This window comes from Bacillus sp. H1a (genome assembly GCF_000633475.1).
GTDB classification, from domain to species: Bacteria; Bacillota; Bacilli; order Bacillales; family Bacillaceae_G; genus Bacillus_A; species Bacillus_A paramycoides.
In genome coordinates this window covers 55,834-73,903 of record NZ_AYMH01000023.1, presented here as the reverse complement: position 1 = coordinate 73,903, position 18,070 = coordinate 55,834, and the positions used below count along the sequence as shown (strand labels likewise).

The window sequence follows — 18,070 nt, the reverse complement described above, 5'->3', positions numbered from 1 at the left end:
GCTGGGCGAAAATCAATTATCTAGGAAAAGAAGGCTATGTATCGCTAGAATTTGTAACACTCGGTAAAGATGCAACTGATCCAACGAATCCAGAGCAAGTAACAGAAGAACGAGCTGTTGTAAATGCTTCCCTATTAAATGTTCGTAAAGGCCCATCAACAGGTGCGGCAGCTGTTGGTCATTTAAAGAATGGAGAGACTGTTACAATTATAGGGAAAGAAAATGGTTGGGCAAAAGTCCATTTTAATGGTGGTGAAGGTTACGTTTCATTACAATTTTTAAAGGTTAAACAAGGTTCAACCTCTTATGAAATTGTTACTTCATCACAAAAGGTTCAAAAGCCAAATGAAGTAGAAGCAACGCAAATTATGCAAAATTTGAAAGAAGATGCGTATATTAAAAGCGACGGTAAAGTTGTAAATATGAAGCAAGGTTTCGTTCGTGCAAATGGTGTTATTAATATTTATGATATTGCGACAGGGAAGAAGCTCACATATGTAAAAGGTGGGGCCGACTTGAAATTTGTGAAAGCTGCTGGTGATCGTATTCATGTCCAAATTGATGGTATGACAGGTTACGTGAATATAAATGATGTTACATTACATCCGGCAATGACTGGTGAGAAAACATCGTATTATGCAACTAAAAATGGCAAGTTATATCATTATGTATACAACCCTGCAAATGGTAAATATGCAACGTATCAAATTGGTAATGCTCCGAAACATTTAAAAGAAGGAGAGCGTTACGAAGCTTTCGATAAGAAGCAAATCGGCGGACAAGATAGTTATCAATACTTTGAATATATGCCACTCCGTGCAACATCTACTTATACAGGAGATGAAATTGATAACTTCTTAAGCAAATCTAATGCAAATAGTCCACTTATTGGATTAGGAAAATATTTTGTAAGTGCAGCAGAGAAGTATAAGATGAATGCAGGATACTTAGTGTCACATGCAATTTTAGAATCTGGCTGGGGAACGAGCCGTATTGCACAAGATAAGAAAAATTTATTTGGTTTTAGAGCAGTAGACTCAGATCCATATAATGGTGCAACTGGATTTAAAACATGGGAAGAAGGCATTGATTTTTGTGCTGCATATATAGATAAACATTACTTAACACCGGATGGAAATACATACAATGGTGGAAACTTAGGTGATAAGGCAGAAGGAATGAACGTCATGTATGCAAGTGATGAAAACTGGGGTCAGCAAATTGCCTCACTTATGCATAGAATTGATTCCATGAATGGAAGTAAAGACTTAAATAAATATCGACTTGGAACGTTGAGAACAGGTTCCCCAGTATTCAAAAACTTAGCTGAAGGTCAGACTGGAACGACATCCCGGAACATTATGGTAGCTATTAAGAAAACAATTAACACACCACAAGGATTATATTATGAAATCGTTTCAGATAATAAAGAATACAACAGTGTCTACGTAAAAGCGGGGTCTGTAAATCTTGTAAATTCTTATTAAAGGAAAGCATCATCATTTCAATGCAGAAGAATGAAATTCATAATGTTAGAGGAAGTGGCAGTGTGAAAAAATATATCGCATTTGATATTGGTGGTACACAGATTAAATATGGGATTGTTTCAGAACTCGGGATATTATTAAATCATAAAACTATATTAACAGAGGCTCATTTAGGTGGAGAACAAATCGTTCAAAAGCTTATTAGTTTGGCGGAGCAATTAATGAATGAACATGTTGTTTCTGGAATTGGTATTAGTACAGCTGGAATTGTAGATATTCATAAAGGAATCATAACTGGCGGCGTGGATCATATTCCACGCTATGCCGGTATTCCTATTATTGATAGATTACAAACAGTATTAAAAGTTCCTATATCCATTGAAAATGACGTCAATTGTGCTTCATTTGGAGAACAGTGGCAAGGTGTTGGAAGGGATGAAAGTAATTTCATTATGCTTACCCTTGGAACGGGAATAGGGGGCGCAATTGTTATTAATAAGAAACTGTACAGAGGTCATTCATTTAGTGCTGGTGAATGGGGAAATATGTTGATTGAAGGGAAGCCATTTGAAGAAGTTGCCTCGATTTCAGGATTAATTTATCTTGTGCGGAAGTATAAAGGTAGCGGTAATTGGAATGGTGAAACAATTTTTGAATTATATGATCAGAAGGATAAAGAAGTTATACACGCCGTTCAAATATTTTTTAAACATTTAGCAATTGGAATTAGTAATCTGGCTTATATCTTTAATCCACAAGCAATTATTATTGGTGGGGGGATTACTGATAGAGGTAATCGATTTTTAGAAGAAGTAAAGGCAGAGGTACGAAAATATTTGAATCCTGAAATTTATAGTAATTGCGAGATTAAACTCGCGCAAAATCGTAATCATGCAGGAATGATTGGTTCTATTTACCACTTCTTACATCATCATAAATAAATTATATGAATGTTTTCATATAACTGAGAATTTATCCTTTTTCTCACTAGATAAATAATGCTACAATATAAGAGAAGAATACAATATTTTCCGATTCGGAAAATGCTTTGTAGAAAGGAAGAAACTTCATGCCTATTATTTTAGAAAAAGGACAAAAGATCGATTTAACGAAAGGACAACCGAGAGTAGCAAAACTGCAGGTTGGCTTAGGCTGGGATCCAATTGGGCAATCAGGTGGGTTTCTGTCTTCTTTATTTGGAAGTAAACCAAATGTAGATTGTGATGCATCTGTTGTTATGTTAGAAGGGGATCGTTTTTTGAACAAAAATGATCTAGTTTACTTCGGCAACAAACTTTCTACTTGTGGTAGTATTATTCATTCAGGAGATAATTTAACAGGTGAAGGCGCTGGTGACGACGAAACAATTTTCGTAGAATTACATAAAGTTCCGAGCCGTATTAATCGTTTAGTATTCGTTGTAAATATTTATGACTGTGTAAATCGTCGTCAAGATTTTGGGATGATTCGCAATGCATATATTCGTATTCAAAACCCGCAAACAGGTGAAGAATTAGCACGTTATAACTTGTCAGATAATTATGCTGGTAAAACGACTTTAATTGCAGGGGAAATGTATCGAAACGGAAACGAATGGAAGTTTTCAGCAGTTGGAGAAGGAACACAAGATAAAAACTTAAGTGAGATTGTATCACGTTACCAATAAAATAAACCGAGGAGGAATAGTATATGGCATCTATTTCATTGAAAAAAGGACAAAAGGTAGATTTAACAAAAACAAATCCAGGCCTTTCGAAAGTTCTTGTAGGACTTGGTTGGGATACAAATCGTTATGACGGACAAAACGATTTCGACTTAGATGTTAGTATCTTCTTAGTAGGTGCTAACGGTAAAGTTTCAGGAGCAGAGGATTTCGTCTTCTATAATAATCCAAAAGGTGCGAATGGTGCTGTAGAGCATTTAGGAGATAATCGAACTGGTGAAGGTGAAGGCGATGATGAATCTATTAAAGTAGATTTAAAAAATGTTCCTGCTCAAATCGAGCGTATTTGTTTCACAATTACAATTTATGATGGAGAAGGCCGTAGCCAAAACTTTGGACAAGTTTCTAACTCTTTCGTACGTATTCTAGATGAAGAAAAGAATGCAGAATTAATTCGTTACGATTTAGGAGAAGATTTCTCTATTGAAACAGCGGTAGTAGTAGGTGAATTATACCGCCATGCAGGTGAATGGAAGTTCAATGCAATCGGAAGTGGATTCCAAGGTGGATTAGGTTCTCTATGCAATAACTTTGGTTTAGATGTAGAGTAGTAGATTTATATATCCATCGGTGAAACACATGTTTACCGATGGATATATTTTTAAACATTAAAATATAGAGGTGAATATAAATGGTTATTCAGTTACAAAAAGGACAGAAGATTGATTTAGGTAAGACAAGCCCTGGTTTAACAAAAGCAGTAATTGGTCTTGGATGGGATATTAAATCTTATGATGGTGGATCTGATTTCGATTTAGATGCATCTGCCTTTTTATTAGATGCAAATGGAAAATGTACGAAGGAAACTGATTTTATTTTCTATAACAATTTGCAGTCTCCTTGTGGATCTGTTCTGCATACAGGAGATAACCGTACAGGTGAAGGTGAAGGCGATGATGAACAGCTTGTTGTCGATTTAAAGAAAGTTCCAGCAGATGTGCACAAAATTGCAATCACAGTTACAATTTATGATGGAGAAGGCCGTAATCAAAACTTTGGACAAGTCGGAAACGCATTCGTTCGTCTAGCAAATGAAGAAACGAATGAAGAAGTTCTTCGTTTTGATTTAGGAGAAGATTTCTCCATCGAAACAGCAGTTGTCTTTTGTGAATTATATCGTCATAATGGACAGTGGAAGTTTAATGCAGTAGGAAGCGGATTCCAAGGTGGATTAGGTGCGCTTGTAAGAGCCTATGGCTTGGATGCATAGAAAGGAAACGAACTTCGTTTCCTTTTTTTGACCTTCCTATAAATCTAGCAAAGAATAGGGGATAAAGGTAAGATGAGTATTTTGCAAGGAATCCTTGATACGTATGCTCAGTTTTTCGACTTGGACATGTGGATTAAAGTGTTGCAAGATCCAGTATCTTGGGGATTAATTGGTACACTTGTTGTACTTGAAGGGTTGTTATCTGCTGATAACGCACTTGTGTTAGCAGTAATGGTAAAACACCTTCCGGAAGAAAAACGTAAAAAAGCATTATTCTATGGACTTATTGGAGCTTATGTATTCCGCTTTATTGCAATTGGAATCGGAATGTTCTTAATTAAATTATGGTGGGTAAAACTTCTTGGTGCACTTTACCTTGCTTGGTTATCAGTGAAATACTTTATTGATAAGAGAAAAGGTGGAAGTGAAGAAGAAGAAGCTCATGGTATGAATCAAAATAGTATTCTCTTTAGAATGTTCGGTGTCTTCTGGGGAACGGTTGCGATGGTTGAATTAATGGATATCGCGTTCTCAGTAGATAGTGTACTTGCTGCATTTGGTGTATCGAATGAAGTGTGGATTCTGCTATTAGGCGGAATGCTTGGTATTTTAATGATGCGTGGTATTGCTGGCGTATTCTTAAAATTGTTAGAGCGTATTCCAGAGCTTGAAACAACAGCATACATTTTAATCTTAATTATCGCAGCGAAAATGCTACTGTCTCTAATTGACATTGAGATTAGTCATGCACTGTTCTTTATTATTTTAGTTGTAGCATTTGGAGTAACGTTTATAATTCACTACATGAAGAATGGTGGACAAGCAAGAGAAGAAGTTGCAGCTACTAAAAATGAACATAAATAATTGAAATGGGTTTGCTCGTTATACGAGCGCCCATTTTTTATAACCAAAAATAGTTTATAATAGAAGAAAGACTTTAGAAAAAACGTAAATGTTTTTGGAGGTGAACTGTTGTGTTTTCACGTTTTACACTTCAACCATGTGCATTAAAAGATGAATCAGATTTAAAACAATTTGAAACGCTTTTAGAAAAACGCCCACAATATGAACTGACAGAGAATGAGATGAAATTTAGTTATTTAGCAAGTCGTATTCTTGGTGTTCCCAATGATGTAGATGAATATTTCAATGAGCTATTTGATTATAGTGAGGCGAAAGGGATCGAGGTTTTGCATGAACAAAATTTAAATAAGGTGATTGATCCCGAAAAACTGCGCCATATTCAAGAAGTTTTTGCATTACACCAAGAAGCGCCAAATGGACTTACAGTAAATAGGCTTGTAGCCCATTTGTCTGGAAAACAACTATTACCGCAAGTAGACAATCCTGATTTGCAGCATTATATACATACGACATTTATTTCTGTATTGAAATTGTATGAAAAACAGCATAATCAATCATTAAAAACAGAAGGGTTCCGTCGTTTCTTAATCGATATTATTAAATTAAGCGAAAATTACGTAGCGAAGTGGTTCTCTACGATTAATTATAAGAAACAAATGCCGCGTATCGTTTGGTATGGTGATGCAACGGAGAGTCGTATATATTTCTTATACTTTCTTATTATGCTTGGTTGCGATGTACTTTATTATCACCCAGAAGGAAAAGATGGATTTGAAAGTGTAGATGAGGAAGGAAGGACCTTTGTTGTATCTCATCCGAGCCGTATTTCACTGGAGCCATTTCCTGATCGACGTCGTGAACGCGTCGCGACAGTAGCTTATCAAGCTTCAAAGGAAATTGAACAAGTACTTCATCATGATAATTCATTATTATACAAACCGTGGCAATTCCGTTCGTATACACCTGTAGCCCGTACGCTCAAAACGACGTATGATGAACTCTTTTTAATTACGAAAGAAAAGGCATTTGTACGCCCAACATTCTTTGTTGAAAATAAGCATATTTATATTCCTTCTTTATTTGCAAAAATATCAGGTGTTTCAAAGAATGATAAAGAATATTTTCAGCGATTAAAGGCTGTTACATCATTTGATAACAGTTTCTTAATTAATACATTTCCGTTTACGAAAGAACAAAAAGCGAATTTCCAATATCATTATCGAGATGCATTAGATCGCGCAGGGAAGTTACATCCGGATTTAATCATGAACAGCCATTGGTGGCCACATAAACGTTTACCTGAAGGTTTACAACATGGTATTGCAGAGGCAATCATCCATACGTGCGAAAGTGAAATATGTAAACCAATCGCGAAAGAGACGAAACAAGATGTAGCACTGTATGTTTTCGCACAACTCTCTCAAATACCACCGAACATTTTAGAGCAGCTTGAGAAATTTGATTATTCGCAAGAAGTGCCGAAAATTGTTATATTTAATAATGAGAAGAGCGGAGAATTAAGTCGTTCGGATGCTGTTTTATTACTATTTTTAAATCAAATTGGAGTAGATGTATTCCACTTTAATCCAACGGGGAGAAACGATATTGAACCGTATATTGAAGCAGGAGCATTTGATTCACATTGGCTTGAAGAAGTTAATTTCGATCTTGAGTTTCATGGTTCATCAGCCTATAAAAATTTATCACAAACAATAAAAGGACTATTTCGTCCGTTTTTATAAGGAAAGGGAGAATGTCATATGAATAACCCAGTCGTATTAGATTCGAAAACAGAATTGAATGAGCAAACGGCACAAGATGTTCGCTTGCAACTTAGACAAGATGCGGAAGTACAACGTATTTATAACGCAGTAGATATTAAAGACCAATTAGAATTAATCGAGCTTGGAAAAGAGCCTTCTATGGAAATTTCACGTTTCGCGGATCAAATTTTACATACAATGTCTTTATCGAAAATAGAAGACTCTGGTGAATTATTAAAACAGCTTGGTAAAATTATGGACAGATTTGATAGTAAAGACTTTGCGGAAGAGAAAAGTGGTTTCTTCTCACGCATGTTCAAAAAAGCGGATAAAATGATTGAACAAATCTTTAGTAAGTATCAAACGATGGGCCGCGAAATTGATAAAGTTTATGTGGAGATTACGAAGTATCAAGATGAAATGAAAAAATCAATTGGTACGTTAGATGGTTTATATGAGCAAAACTTAAAATATTATTTAGATTTAGAGAAATATGTAGTAGCGGGAGAAATGTTATTAGATCGTTTAAATACAGAGTTAGTTCCGATGTATGAGGAGCGCGTACGCAATAATGATCAATTAGCAGGTATTGAATTAGAATCGCTTAAAAACTCTGTTGAAATTTTAGAGCAGCGTATTGATGATTTAGAAAAGGCACGTATGGTTGCGCTATTAACAGCGCCACAAATTCGTATGATTCAACGTGGTAACAATAAATTAATTGGTAAGATCAATACAGCATTTATTACAACGATTCCTATCTTTAAAAATGGTATCATTCAAGCGGTAAATGCGAAGCGTCAAAAGCTTGTTGCAGACTCTATGGCTGAACTTGATCGCCGTACAAACGAATTACTTAAGAAGAATGCACAAAATATCGCGACTCAAAGTGTGGAAGTAGCGAGATTATCAGGTTCTTCTAGTATTAAGATGGAAACACTTGAGGAGACTTGGAACATTATTTCAAGAGGTATGCAAGAAACACAACAAATTGAAGAACAAAATAAACGTGAACGTGAAGAAAGCCGTAAGCGTATGGCTGCATTAACGGAGAACATCAAAAAAGAATTACAAGGATAAATGAAAAGGCAATGAGGAATATTCCTCATTGCCTTTTTTTGTTTCGTTATTTGAAGGCAGTAAGAATCCCATCTCAAGATGCGGCTGTAAAGCAAAGAAGTTAGGCGGAAATCGGGCTTTTAATCAGTGGAGGAAGGAACAAAATCCCCCCGCTGATTAAAGTTTCACTTTATTTTCTCTTAAATAATTTAATGATTTCATTCACAACAAGCGGAATGATACTTAATAAGAGAACAAATCCCCAATCTTTTATCGTTAATGCGTGTACACCAAATATATTTGCAAGAGGAGGGATGGAGATAATACAAACTTGCATAAGAACACCGATAAGAAGTGAGAAAACTAAATATTTATTTGTAAATATCCCGATTGAAAAAATTGATTTCGTTCTTGAACGTAAGTTGAATGAATGAACGAGTTGAGAAAAACTAAGGACGACAAATGCCATCGTTTGAGCATGTAATAGAGCGTCTTCATCAATTTGATCTGGGAAGAGAGGAAATAAATTAGTATCTCCTGTATAGAGCTTTGCCCCAACGATAAAGGCTGTTAATGTGAGAAGTCCAATTACAACGCCATTGAAAATAAGAAAAGGAACACTACCGCTAAATAAGCTTTCTTTTGCATGACGTGGTTTTTCCTTCATTACATCAGGATCTTCGGGATCAACACCGAGTGATAATGCAGGTAGTGTATCTGTAATTAAATTTACCCACAGAATGTGAATAGGGCGTAGTGGCGTTGCCCAGCCGAGTAAAATAGCTAAAAATAAAGTGATAATTTCTCCAAAGTTACAAGAAAGTAGGAAGAGAATAGACTTTTTAATATTACGGTAAATATTTCTACCTTCTTCAACAGCTTTAACGATAGATGAGAAGTTATCATCTGTTAAAACTACATCAGCTGCGCCTTTTGCGACATCTGTTCCTGTGATTCCCATTGCTACTCCAACATCTGCTTGCTTTAAAGATGGAGCATCATTTACACCATCACCAGTCATGGAAACGATATTTCCTTTAGCGCGTAATGCTTTTACAATCTTCACTTTATGTTCTGGAGAGACTCTAGCAAAGACATTTAAATGATTAATTTTACTTGCTAGTTCTGTATCTGAAATGTTATCTAATTCAGTTCCAATCATAATTTCAGATTTTTCTTCAGCAATACCAAGTTCTTTGGCGATTGCAAAAGCGGTATCTTTATGATCGCCAGTAATCATGACAGTGCGAATACCAGCTTTTTTACATTCTGTAATAGAATCTTTTACTTCTGTGCGTGGAGGATCAATCATACCGACAAGACCGATAAATATAAGGTTTTCTTCGAGATGATCTATATCCACATGGTCCGTCTCATATTGTTTAAATGCGAATGAAAGTACTCTTAAAGCTTCTTGTGACATCGCTTGTGTAGCTTCTAATATTTGTGTTTTATGAGAATCTGTTAGGACCTCGACTTTGTTATTTATAAAGATATGGGTACAGTGAGGTAAGAGTTTATCAATGGCACCTTTAGTCATGCTATAGTAGCTTTCATCGTATGTATGTACTGTTGACATCATTTTACGATCAGAATCGAAAGGCAGTTCGTTAACACGTTCATGTTTATTTTCTAAATTATCTTTTCGAATGTTAAAAGAGCTTCCGGCAACAAGAAGGGCAATTTCTGTAGGATCCCCTGTTTGTGATTCGTTACTATAAGAGGCATCGTTGCATAAAACCATATTTTCTAATAATAGACGGTGTACATCGTTATTTACGTTCAAATTTTCTAGCTGATTGTATGTTTGATCACTATAAAAATGAGTAACGGTCATTTTATTTTGAGTTAATGTTCCTGTCTTATCTGAGCAAATAATTGTAACGGAACCAAGAGCTTCAACAGCTGGTAGTTTACGAATGATAACGTTTTGTTTAATCATACGTTGAACCCCGATGGCAAGAACGATAGAAACGATAGCTGGTAAGCCTTCTGGAATGGCTGCAACAGCTAAACTAATAGCAGTCATAAACATTTCTAAAGTATCTCGTCCTTGTAAAAAACCGATGAGAAACATAATGACACAAATAGCTACAGCGACAAATCCTAAATATTTTCCTACTTGCGCTAAGCTTTTTTGAAGTGGTGTCATATCATCTTCAGCTTCATGCAAAAGAGTTGCGATTTTCCCAATTTGTGATTTCATTCCAGTTTCGACAGCAACACCGACGCCGCGCCCGTATGTTACTAGTGTTGACATAAAGGCCATGTTTTTTTGATCGCCTAGTGGTACTTGCTCATCACTTTGCATGGAAGGGTGATAGATTGCATCTTTATCGACAGGGACAGATTCACCAGTTAGAGCAGATTCTTCAACTTTTAAGTTCGCAGTTTCAATAAGCCGTAAATCACATGGTATATACCGTCCGGCATCAAGCATAACGATATCACCTGGAACGACGTGCTCAGATGGGATCTCTTTTAGTTCACCATCTCGTTTTACGATAGCTTTTGGCGTGGCCATCTTTTTTAATGCTTCTAAAGCTTGTTCTGCTTTAGATTCTTGGATTACACCGATAACAGCGTTTAAAATCACAACGAGCGCGATAATACTTGCATCGGCCCATTCACCTACAAAGGCGGAAATAAGGGCAGCTATGATAAGGACATATACGAGGACGTCATTAATTTGGGCGAAAACTCGCTGCCATAAAGTACGTTTTTGTTTTGTAGCTAATTCATTAGGACCATATTGCTTTAAACGTTCACTTACGATTTCATCGGTTAAACCGTATTGTTCATTTGTTCCTAAATCGGTTAATGTTTGATCTTTCGTCTTACTGTACCAATTGCTCATAAGTAAGCACCCCCAGTAAAAACAGTTAGCAATGGTAGTGTGGCAATTTTTTTAGAGTAGTATGTATGGAGAAATAATCTAAGGTGAGGTTCTACTTTCATTGTACAGTATTTTAGAATGGGATGAGGAAAAGGGAAGAGTTGTCATGAATTTGTTGAAATTAAAAAGAGCCTCTCTTATGAGGCTCTTTGCTATTTTTTAATTAATGTACCTAATTCCTCTGTAATAGCTTGCATTTCACTAATGCTGAATGTTTCGCGCTTCATAACATGCTCATAAATGTCACGTAAGTCTTCGTACATTTCTTCGTTAAAGCTAGCAGCTCTCATTGCTCCAGCATTAACCATGCGTAATTTTTCTTTAATAGCTTCTACCATATATTCAACGTTTTCTTCTGATTTTACGGATAAATCCACCGAAGTGTCCCCCTTTAAAATAACATAAGGATATCTTAACATTTTTTATCATTTTCGTTAATGAAACTTTTCAATCCTATTAAATTAGTAGGGATTTCCTTTATAATTAATAATTGGTTGTTTATACTATAAGTATATATTAAGAAATGCACCAAGAAGGGAAGAAACAAAAATATGGTTCAAGTATTGTTTGTTTGTCTTGGGAACATTTGTCGTTCTCCAATGGCAGAAGCAATTTTTCGAGAACTTGTCGTAAAAGAGGGACTCGAAGAGAAAATTGTCATTGATTCTGCCGGAACTGGAGATTGGCATATTGGTCATCCACCACATAAAGGAACACAAAAAATTTTAAAAGAAAATGAAGTCTCTTTTGAAGGAATTAAAGCACGTCAAGTAGAAAAAGAAGACTTAACAAAGTTTGATTATATTATTGCCATGGACAACAAGAATATAGCGGATTTAAAAAGTTTAGGTAAAACTGGAGGCTATATTGGTAGGCTGTCCGATTTTGTTCCAGGCGGTGGCTGGACAGACGTTCCTGACCCTTACTTTACAGGGAACTTCCAAGAAGTGTATGACCTTGTAACAGAAGGGTGTGAAAAGCTATTAGCTTTCATTCGAAATGAACAAGGAATATGAGGAAGCTTAGAAAGAAATACTTTCTAACATAAGAAATGAAAGGGTGAAGGAATATGGCAAAGAAAAATAATATTGCTCGAAACATTGCGATTGGTGTAGCTGCAGGTGTAGCTGTATCCATGTTAAAGAAAGAAAATCGCGAAAAAGTAAAAAATACAGCAGAAAAAGCAAAAACAAAGATGATTGAAATTGGTGAAAATGCGAAGATAAAAGAAAAAGTGCAAACTGTTACAGATAAAGGACGCGAACTTGCTGATTTCAATGTAGTAAAAGCGAAAGTAGCAGAAATTAAAAAATTGACGCCTTCTGTTGTAGAAACGTTAAAAGAAACGAAAGAAATTTTTAGTAAGAAAAAAGTTGAGCGAGAAGAAAAGCCAGAAACGATTGAAATTCAAGCTGTGTCTCCAAAGGTAGATGAGCTTAAAGCTGAAGGAGAGCCAGTGGTAGCTGAAGATGGCGGTATGAAAGAGGCACGTGAATTATTTATGAAGGACTCAAATGCAGAGGGAAAAAAAACTGAAGCATATATTGAGCTAAAGCAAGATAAAGAAGAGAAGAAAAGCGTTTAAAAATATATGAGAAAATTTTTAGAAAAAGCAAAAAGAAATCGCACTTTTTCGTTTGGGAAAGACTTATATGATCGAACGATGCGTGATGATGTAGCGGGCTTAGCAGCACAGCTCGCTTATTTCTTCTTGCTTGCGATTTTTCCTGGGCTTGTTTTCTTAATTACGCTTCTTGGATTTATTGACCTTCAAACAGAAAGTGTGCTCAACCTATTAGAACCGTACGTACCGGAAGATGCGATGAACTTAATTGAAGTAAACGTAGATAAAGTTGTAAATGAGCAAAACGGTGGTTTACTATCATTTGGTTTACTATCGATGCTATGGTTTGCTTCAAATGGAGTGAATGCGGTTATGAATGCTTTTAACCGTGCTTATGATGTAGCAGAAACCCGTTCCTTTATTAAAACAAGAGCTTTATCGATTGTGTTTACACTAGCGATAATTTTTATGATTGTGTTTGCACTGATTGTCCCGGTGTTTGGGCAAGTAATTGGGGCAGCTGTGTTTAAAGCAGTTGGTTTATCGGATAGTTTTTCTTACGTTTGGAGTATTACGCGTTTAGTAGCGAGTTTCTTTGTTTTGTTCGCTTTATTTAGTTTCTTATATACGTTTGCACCTGATCGGAAATTAAAAAGAAGAGAAGTTATTTCAGGAGCAGTATTTGCTACTGTAGGATGGATTGTGGTATCGTACTCATTTGCCTATTATGTAGATAAATTTGCAAATTACGCTAATACATATGGTGGTCTTGGTGGTATCATTATTTTAATGTTATGGTTTTATTTGACCGCGTGGGTAATTTTACTTGGCGGAGAAATTAACGGTTTACTTCATCACTATAGAACGAGTGACAATAATTCCCGTAATGAAAAATAAACTTCTGTTCCATAATAAAAGGGAACAGGGGGGATATTTCATGAGCAATAATAAAAAGAACCACAATAATAAAAATAACACTAAGAAAAAGAGCAGTTCGCATCCAAAGCATAAAACAAGCAGCAGTGCGAACGGTCATAATAGCTACCATTAAAAAAATGGGTCCCTTATCAGGGACCCGTTATTTGTTTCCTTTTAATAATCGTAAGCCATTCAAAATTACAAGAATGGTACTTCCTTCATGCCCAATCACACCGAATGGAAGAGCTAAAAACTGTAGAAAGTTTGAACAAATTAGCATTGCAATGACAGCTAAAGAGAAGACAACGTTTTGCTTAACAATGCGATTCATTCGCTTTGATAGACGAATTGCTTGAGAAAGACGAGATAATTCGTTTTTCATAAGAACAACATCTGCAGTTTCTAAAGCTACGTCTGTTCCTTCCCCCATCGCGACACCTATACTAGCGGTAGCGAGTGCGGGTGCATCGTTTATACCATCTCCAACCATTGCGACTGTGCCGTATTTTTCTTTTAATTGTTTTATCGTTTCAACTTTCGTTTCTGGTAGACATGATGCGTAATATTCTTTTATATTACTTTCAGCAGCAATTGCTTTTGCAGTTTCTTCATTATCACCAGTAATCATGATTGCTTCTACACCAATACTTTGTAAATCGCGAATAGCAGCTATTGTTTCTTCGCGAAGGGTATCTTTTAAAGCAATAAGCCCAAGAATACCATCTTCATCACTAATATAAACGACAGTTTTCCCCTCTTTTTCAAGTGAGGCAGAAATGCCATTATGAAATGTTTTTGTTTCTTCACCGATAAAATCAGCTTTCCCAATTTTATAAGCTTTGTTTTCTAATACTCCTTTTAGTCCAAAACCAGTTACATCTTCAACATTTTCTGGTTTTTTTAGCGTAATATCATAAGCGTGTCTTGCATATTTAACAATTGCTTCTGCTAAAGGATGTGTAGAGTGACTTTCAATCGTTGCTGTAATAGAAAGTACTTCACTTTCTTCTATGCCTTCTCGAACGTATACATCTGTTACAGTAGGTTTTCCCTGTGTTAATGTTCCAGTTTTATCAAAGGCAATCGCTTTAACTGAAGCTAGACGTTCTAAATGAATACCACCTTTAAAGAGAATCCCGTTTCTCGCTCCGTTAGAAATTGCTGATAAAGTCGCTGGTGTAATGGCAGCAACTAGTGCGCAAGGAGAAGCGACTACAAGCAAGATCATAGCGCGATAAAATGTTTCATTCCAACTCCAGTCAAGTAAGAAATGAGGAATGAACATCATAAGTGCGACAACGATTAATACACCTTTTACATATGTTCCTTCAAACTTTTCGATAAATAGTTGTGATGGTGATTTTTCACTTTGTGCACTTTGAACGAGACGAATAATCTTTTGGAATAATGTTTGATCGCTCGGCTTCGTAATTTTAACTTCAATAGCACCACGTAAATTTACGGTGCCGGCAAAAACTTCATCACCAAACTTTTTCTCATTTGGAATAGGTTCCCCTGTAATAGCTGCTTCATCAATATTTGTTTCACCATTATGAATTGTGCCATCAGCAGGAACACGCTCACCTGGCTTAATTAAGATAATATCGTTAATTTGTAATTGTCCGACTGGAATGCGTTCTTCTATGCCATTAGAAATACGCAATGCTTCTTCGGGTTGTAAGTCAAGAAGGGCTGAAATTTCTTTTTGGCTTTTGCTTAGTGTATAAGATTCCATTGCTCCACTTAATGCAAAGATGAAGATTAAAATCGCACCTTCTGCCCAGTAGCCAATAATTGCAGCACCGATAGCTGCAAAGAGCATGAGCATTTCAACATTTAGCTCTTTCTCTTCAATTGTGTCTTCGATACCTTCTTTCGCTTTTGCAAATCCCCCAATTATATAAGCAAGGATATAGAAAGTAATACCTGCATTTATTGCCTCATTTTTTGTGAATAACCAACCAGCTAAAATGAAAATACCAGATGCGATTGCAAATATAAGTTCATAATGTTTCTTTAATGTGTCCCATAAAGAGGGATGAGAAATATCTTGTGTTGCTTGTAATGTTTTTACTTCTGAGTTCATTAATACTCGCTCCTTCCGAATTCTTATTGAGAAAAAGAATCAAAATCGAAACCCCTATAAAACGACGAAAGCTGCCATCCATAATGGATAGCAGCATTTCTGTTGAATCTAATTTTAATAGTTATTATATTGTAATTATTCTATAGTATAGCATATGTTTTTATTAGATGATATGTTTTTGTTTCTATTATAGACTGAAAACTTGTGTTTTTGCACCTCCTTTGGTATATATGGATATTGTTCATAAAAAGATCGGAAAGGAAGACAGCAAGTTGAAGACAGAGAAATTTTTTACCCATCCGATTGGCGTATTTATTGCTGCAATAGTGGCAACATTTTTATGGGGAAGCGCATTTCCCTTTATTAAATTAAGTTATGCTGAACTTGGAATTCAGCCACATGAAGTCGGAGAGCAAATATTATTTGCTGGTTATCGATTTTTCTTATCAGGTGTAATGCTCTTATTCTTTTTTAAAGCGTTAGGAAAAGATATGCATTTCAAAAAAGGAACAGGGAAGCAGTTAGTACAAATCGGCTTGTTCCAAACTTTTCTTCAGTATATATGTTTTTATATTGGAATGAGTTATAGCTCAGGAATTGAAGGGGCGATTATTTCAGGAACATCATCCTTCTTTCAAATTTTAATCGCACATTTTTTATATAAAGATGATGCTCTAAATATGAGAAAAGTAATTGGAGTATCTATCGGTTTTTGTGGTGTGATTTTAGTGAATGTACCGAGTGATGGAAGTTTGTCATTCCATTTTGGAATCGGTAGTTTATTACTTCTTGGCGCAGCAATGATGTATTCATATGGAAATATATTAGCGAAAGAAGGTAGTAAAACGTTAGATATTGGGTATATGACAGCATACCAAATGATTTTTGGATCAATTGGGTTACTATGTATAGGTGCATTTCAAGTTGGAGTGATGCCATTTACATTTAACCTACATGCAATACTTATGCTTATATATTTATCTTTCTTATCGGCAGCGGGTTTCTGTATATGGAATACAATTATGAAGTATAACAAAGTAGGCAAAGTATCGATGTATATGTTCTTCATACCAGTGTTCGGCGTATTATTATCAAGTATGATTTTAGGAGAAGCCATTCATTCATTTGTACTATTTGGTTTAGCATGTGTCGCAGCGGGAATTATTGTGGTAAATCGTACTCCGGCTAAACAGAAAATTGAGCAAGAAAAACAGGTAGCATAGAGAACAGAAAATCTATTAAAATGGAAGAACAGTACTGTTCTTCTTTTTTTACGTAGAAAAAGGAGAACTGACTATATATAACGAAAAAAGATACAAATAAAGCATTTATTGAGGAGAAAATGTTATGAATGTACTTTACATTGTGTTAATCGGGCAAATAATTATTTTTTTAACAGGAGCAATTTATGCAATAGGACAGACAAAAAGAACAAGAGAAAATATGCCGTTACCTTTAGCAGTGCGTCTAATTCTTAGTTTTTCTTTAACAGGTAGTGCAATTTGGATATGGTTACAAGATCCATCGGTAGAGTACAGTACGTGGGTTGCACTCGGTATGACTTTATCCACTGTTGGGGATTTATTTATGGCAGGATTGATTCCGATTGGCCATCGATTAATTGGAGGAATGGTTACTTTCGCTCTTGCACATTGTTTCTATGTGAAAGCATTTTTGCAAACAGGTATTTCATGGAGTGGTTTTTGGATTGGCCTACTTGTATACGGACTCTTTCTAATTATAGGATGGTTTTTCTTTATTAGAAATGAAAAGCAAGACAAACTCTTTACAATAGGGGCTCTAATTTATGGTTTGTGGGTTGGAGGAATGGCATGTTTTGCATTCGCCTTATATTACGAGAATACAGGAATATGGTGGGTACCAGCATTTGGTGGTTTATTGTTTGTGATTTCTGATTTTATAATCGGTGTTACAGATATCGGAGGGCGCAAATTGAAGTATGAACCACTTTGGATTTGGTTTACATATGTCGCTGCGCAGATGTGTATTGTATATGTAGGATTATAAAAAAGATACTCTCAAAAATAGTTGATGGACTATTTTGAGAGTATCTTTTTTCATTTCTATGCTACGATATTTTTTTGTTGCAGAGCAGAAAGGCTATATTCATCAGCTGCTTTATAACCTTGAGCTAATAAATCATTGATGTAGAGCTTGTTGTAAATAAAGCAGAATACTAGGTTAGAGAACCCGAATGTAAACATGCTAGCGAGTAAGATAATTAAAAACCATTTCCAATCTCCGCGGAATATAGCAGGGAAAAAACCAAAGAAAAATACAGTCCAACTAAAACCGATTTTTGCTTGTTTAATTTGACCTGTATTATCATTTTTTAACATGACTTTCATAAAAAAGAAATCCTCCTAATGAATATGAATATTTGTATAAATAAAGACAAATATAGTATATCAAAATAATGTATATACGGATATTATTTTTTGTGCATATGTAATATTTTTTATTTTTTGTTTCTATATTC

Annotated in this window: 17 protein-coding genes; 13 read left to right on the top strand and 4 right to left on the bottom strand. The window is 35.5% G+C overall.

The features are described from left to right. The 8 genes from U860_RS0112055 to U860_RS0112020 form a co-directional block, all read left to right on the top strand. On the top strand, window positions 1–1,487 hold a 1,487-nt coding region (locus U860_RS0112055), incomplete at its 5' end, for a glucosaminidase domain-containing protein (protein WP_025148722.1). Between the two features lie 62 nt (window positions 1,488–1,549). After that, the gene (locus U860_RS0112050) at window positions 1,550–2,428 is read left to right on the top strand and encodes an ROK family protein (RefSeq protein ID WP_002174698.1); all 879 of its coding nucleotides are present in this window, start codon (window positions 1,550–1,552) and stop codon (window positions 2,426–2,428) included. A 128-nt stretch (window positions 2,429–2,556) separates the two neighbouring features. Then, the gene (locus tag U860_RS0112045) at window positions 2,557–3,153 is read left to right on the top strand and encodes a TerD family protein (RefSeq protein WP_002174699.1); all 597 of its coding nucleotides are present in this window, start codon (window positions 2,557–2,559) and stop codon (window positions 3,151–3,153) included. A gap of 23 nt (window positions 3,154–3,176) precedes the next feature. Continuing rightward, window positions 3,177–3,761, top strand: a complete 585-nt coding sequence (locus U860_RS0112040; RefSeq protein WP_025148721.1) for a TerD family protein — start codon at window positions 3,177–3,179, stop codon at window positions 3,759–3,761. Window positions 3,762–3,841: 80 nt separating this feature from the next. Then, a complete protein-coding gene (locus U860_RS0112035; protein ID WP_025148720.1) occupies window positions 3,842–4,420 on the top strand; it encodes a TerD family protein in 579 nt (192 codons plus the stop codon). A 72-nt stretch (window positions 4,421–4,492) separates the two neighbouring features. Then, window positions 4,493–5,284, top strand: coding sequence for a TerC family protein (locus tag U860_RS0112030; RefSeq protein WP_025148719.1), 792 nt, complete (start codon window positions 4,493–4,495; stop codon window positions 5,282–5,284). 110 nt (window positions 5,285–5,394) lie between these two features. Continuing rightward, a complete protein-coding gene (locus U860_RS0112025; protein WP_025148718.1) occupies window positions 5,395–7,026 on the top strand; it encodes a YceG family protein in 1,632 nt (543 codons plus the stop codon). An 18-nt stretch (window positions 7,027–7,044) separates the two neighbouring features. Beyond that, window positions 7,045–8,127: a toxic anion resistance protein gene (locus tag U860_RS0112020; RefSeq protein ID WP_002174704.1), complete on the top strand. Its 1,083-nt coding sequence runs from the start codon at window positions 7,045–7,047 to the stop codon at window positions 8,125–8,127. A 169-nt stretch (window positions 8,128–8,296) separates the two neighbouring features. Here U860_RS0112020 and U860_RS0112015 read toward each other — a convergent pair whose 3' ends face one another. Beyond that, window positions 8,297–10,963: a cation-translocating P-type ATPase gene (locus U860_RS0112015; RefSeq protein WP_025148717.1), complete on the bottom strand. Its 2,667-nt coding sequence runs from the start codon at window positions 10,961–10,963 to the stop codon at window positions 8,297–8,299. A 191-nt stretch (window positions 10,964–11,154) separates the two neighbouring features. Then, window positions 11,155–11,379, bottom strand: a complete 225-nt coding sequence (locus tag U860_RS0112010) for a DUF1128 domain-containing protein (RefSeq protein ID WP_000366197.1) — start codon at window positions 11,377–11,379, stop codon at window positions 11,155–11,157. Between the two features lie 174 nt (window positions 11,380–11,553). On the opposite strand from U860_RS0112010, the gene U860_RS0112005 reads away from it, so the two are divergent. The 3 genes from U860_RS0112005 to U860_RS0111995 are packed head-to-tail and all read left to right on the top strand — an operon-like array spanning window position 11,554 to window position 13,463. Further along, window positions 11,554–12,018 carry a low molecular weight protein-tyrosine-phosphatase gene (locus tag U860_RS0112005; RefSeq protein ID WP_002174706.1) on the top strand — a complete coding sequence of 155 codons (465 nt, stop codon included), beginning with the start codon at window positions 11,554–11,556 and terminating at the stop codon, window positions 12,016–12,018. A gap of 53 nt (window positions 12,019–12,071) precedes the next feature. Then, entirely contained in the window at window positions 12,072–12,587 is a 516-nt protein-coding gene (locus U860_RS0112000) for a DUF4075 domain-containing protein (protein WP_025148716.1), read from the top strand. A gap of 6 nt (window positions 12,588–12,593) precedes the next feature. Continuing rightward, the gene (locus U860_RS0111995) at window positions 12,594–13,463 is read left to right on the top strand and encodes a YihY/virulence factor BrkB family protein (protein ID WP_025148715.1); all 870 of its coding nucleotides are present in this window, start codon (window positions 12,594–12,596) and stop codon (window positions 13,461–13,463) included. Between the two features lie 181 nt (window positions 13,464–13,644). On the opposite strand, the gene U860_RS0111985 is transcribed toward U860_RS0111995, so the two are convergent. Then, the gene (locus U860_RS0111985) at window positions 13,645–15,570 is read right to left on the bottom strand and encodes a heavy metal translocating P-type ATPase (RefSeq protein WP_025148714.1); all 1,926 of its coding nucleotides are present in this window, start codon (window positions 15,568–15,570) and stop codon (window positions 13,645–13,647) included. 272 nt (window positions 15,571–15,842) lie between these two features. On the opposite strand from U860_RS0111985, the gene U860_RS0111980 reads away from it, so the two are divergent. Both U860_RS0111980 and U860_RS0111975 read left to right on the top strand, forming a co-directional pair. Further along, window positions 15,843–16,793 carry a DMT family transporter gene (locus tag U860_RS0111980; protein ID WP_002174710.1) on the top strand — a complete coding sequence of 317 codons (951 nt, stop codon included), beginning with the start codon at window positions 15,843–15,845 and terminating at the stop codon, window positions 16,791–16,793. A 124-nt stretch (window positions 16,794–16,917) separates the two neighbouring features. Beyond that, window positions 16,918–17,598, top strand: a complete 681-nt coding sequence (locus U860_RS0111975; protein WP_025148713.1) for a lysoplasmalogenase — start codon at window positions 16,918–16,920, stop codon at window positions 17,596–17,598. A 56-nt stretch (window positions 17,599–17,654) separates the two neighbouring features. On the opposite strand, the gene U860_RS0111970 is transcribed toward U860_RS0111975, so the two are convergent. Continuing rightward, window positions 17,655–17,939, bottom strand: a complete 285-nt coding sequence (locus U860_RS0111970; RefSeq protein WP_025148712.1) for a hypothetical protein — start codon at window positions 17,937–17,939, stop codon at window positions 17,655–17,657. Window positions 17,940–18,070: the final 131 nt, after the last annotated feature.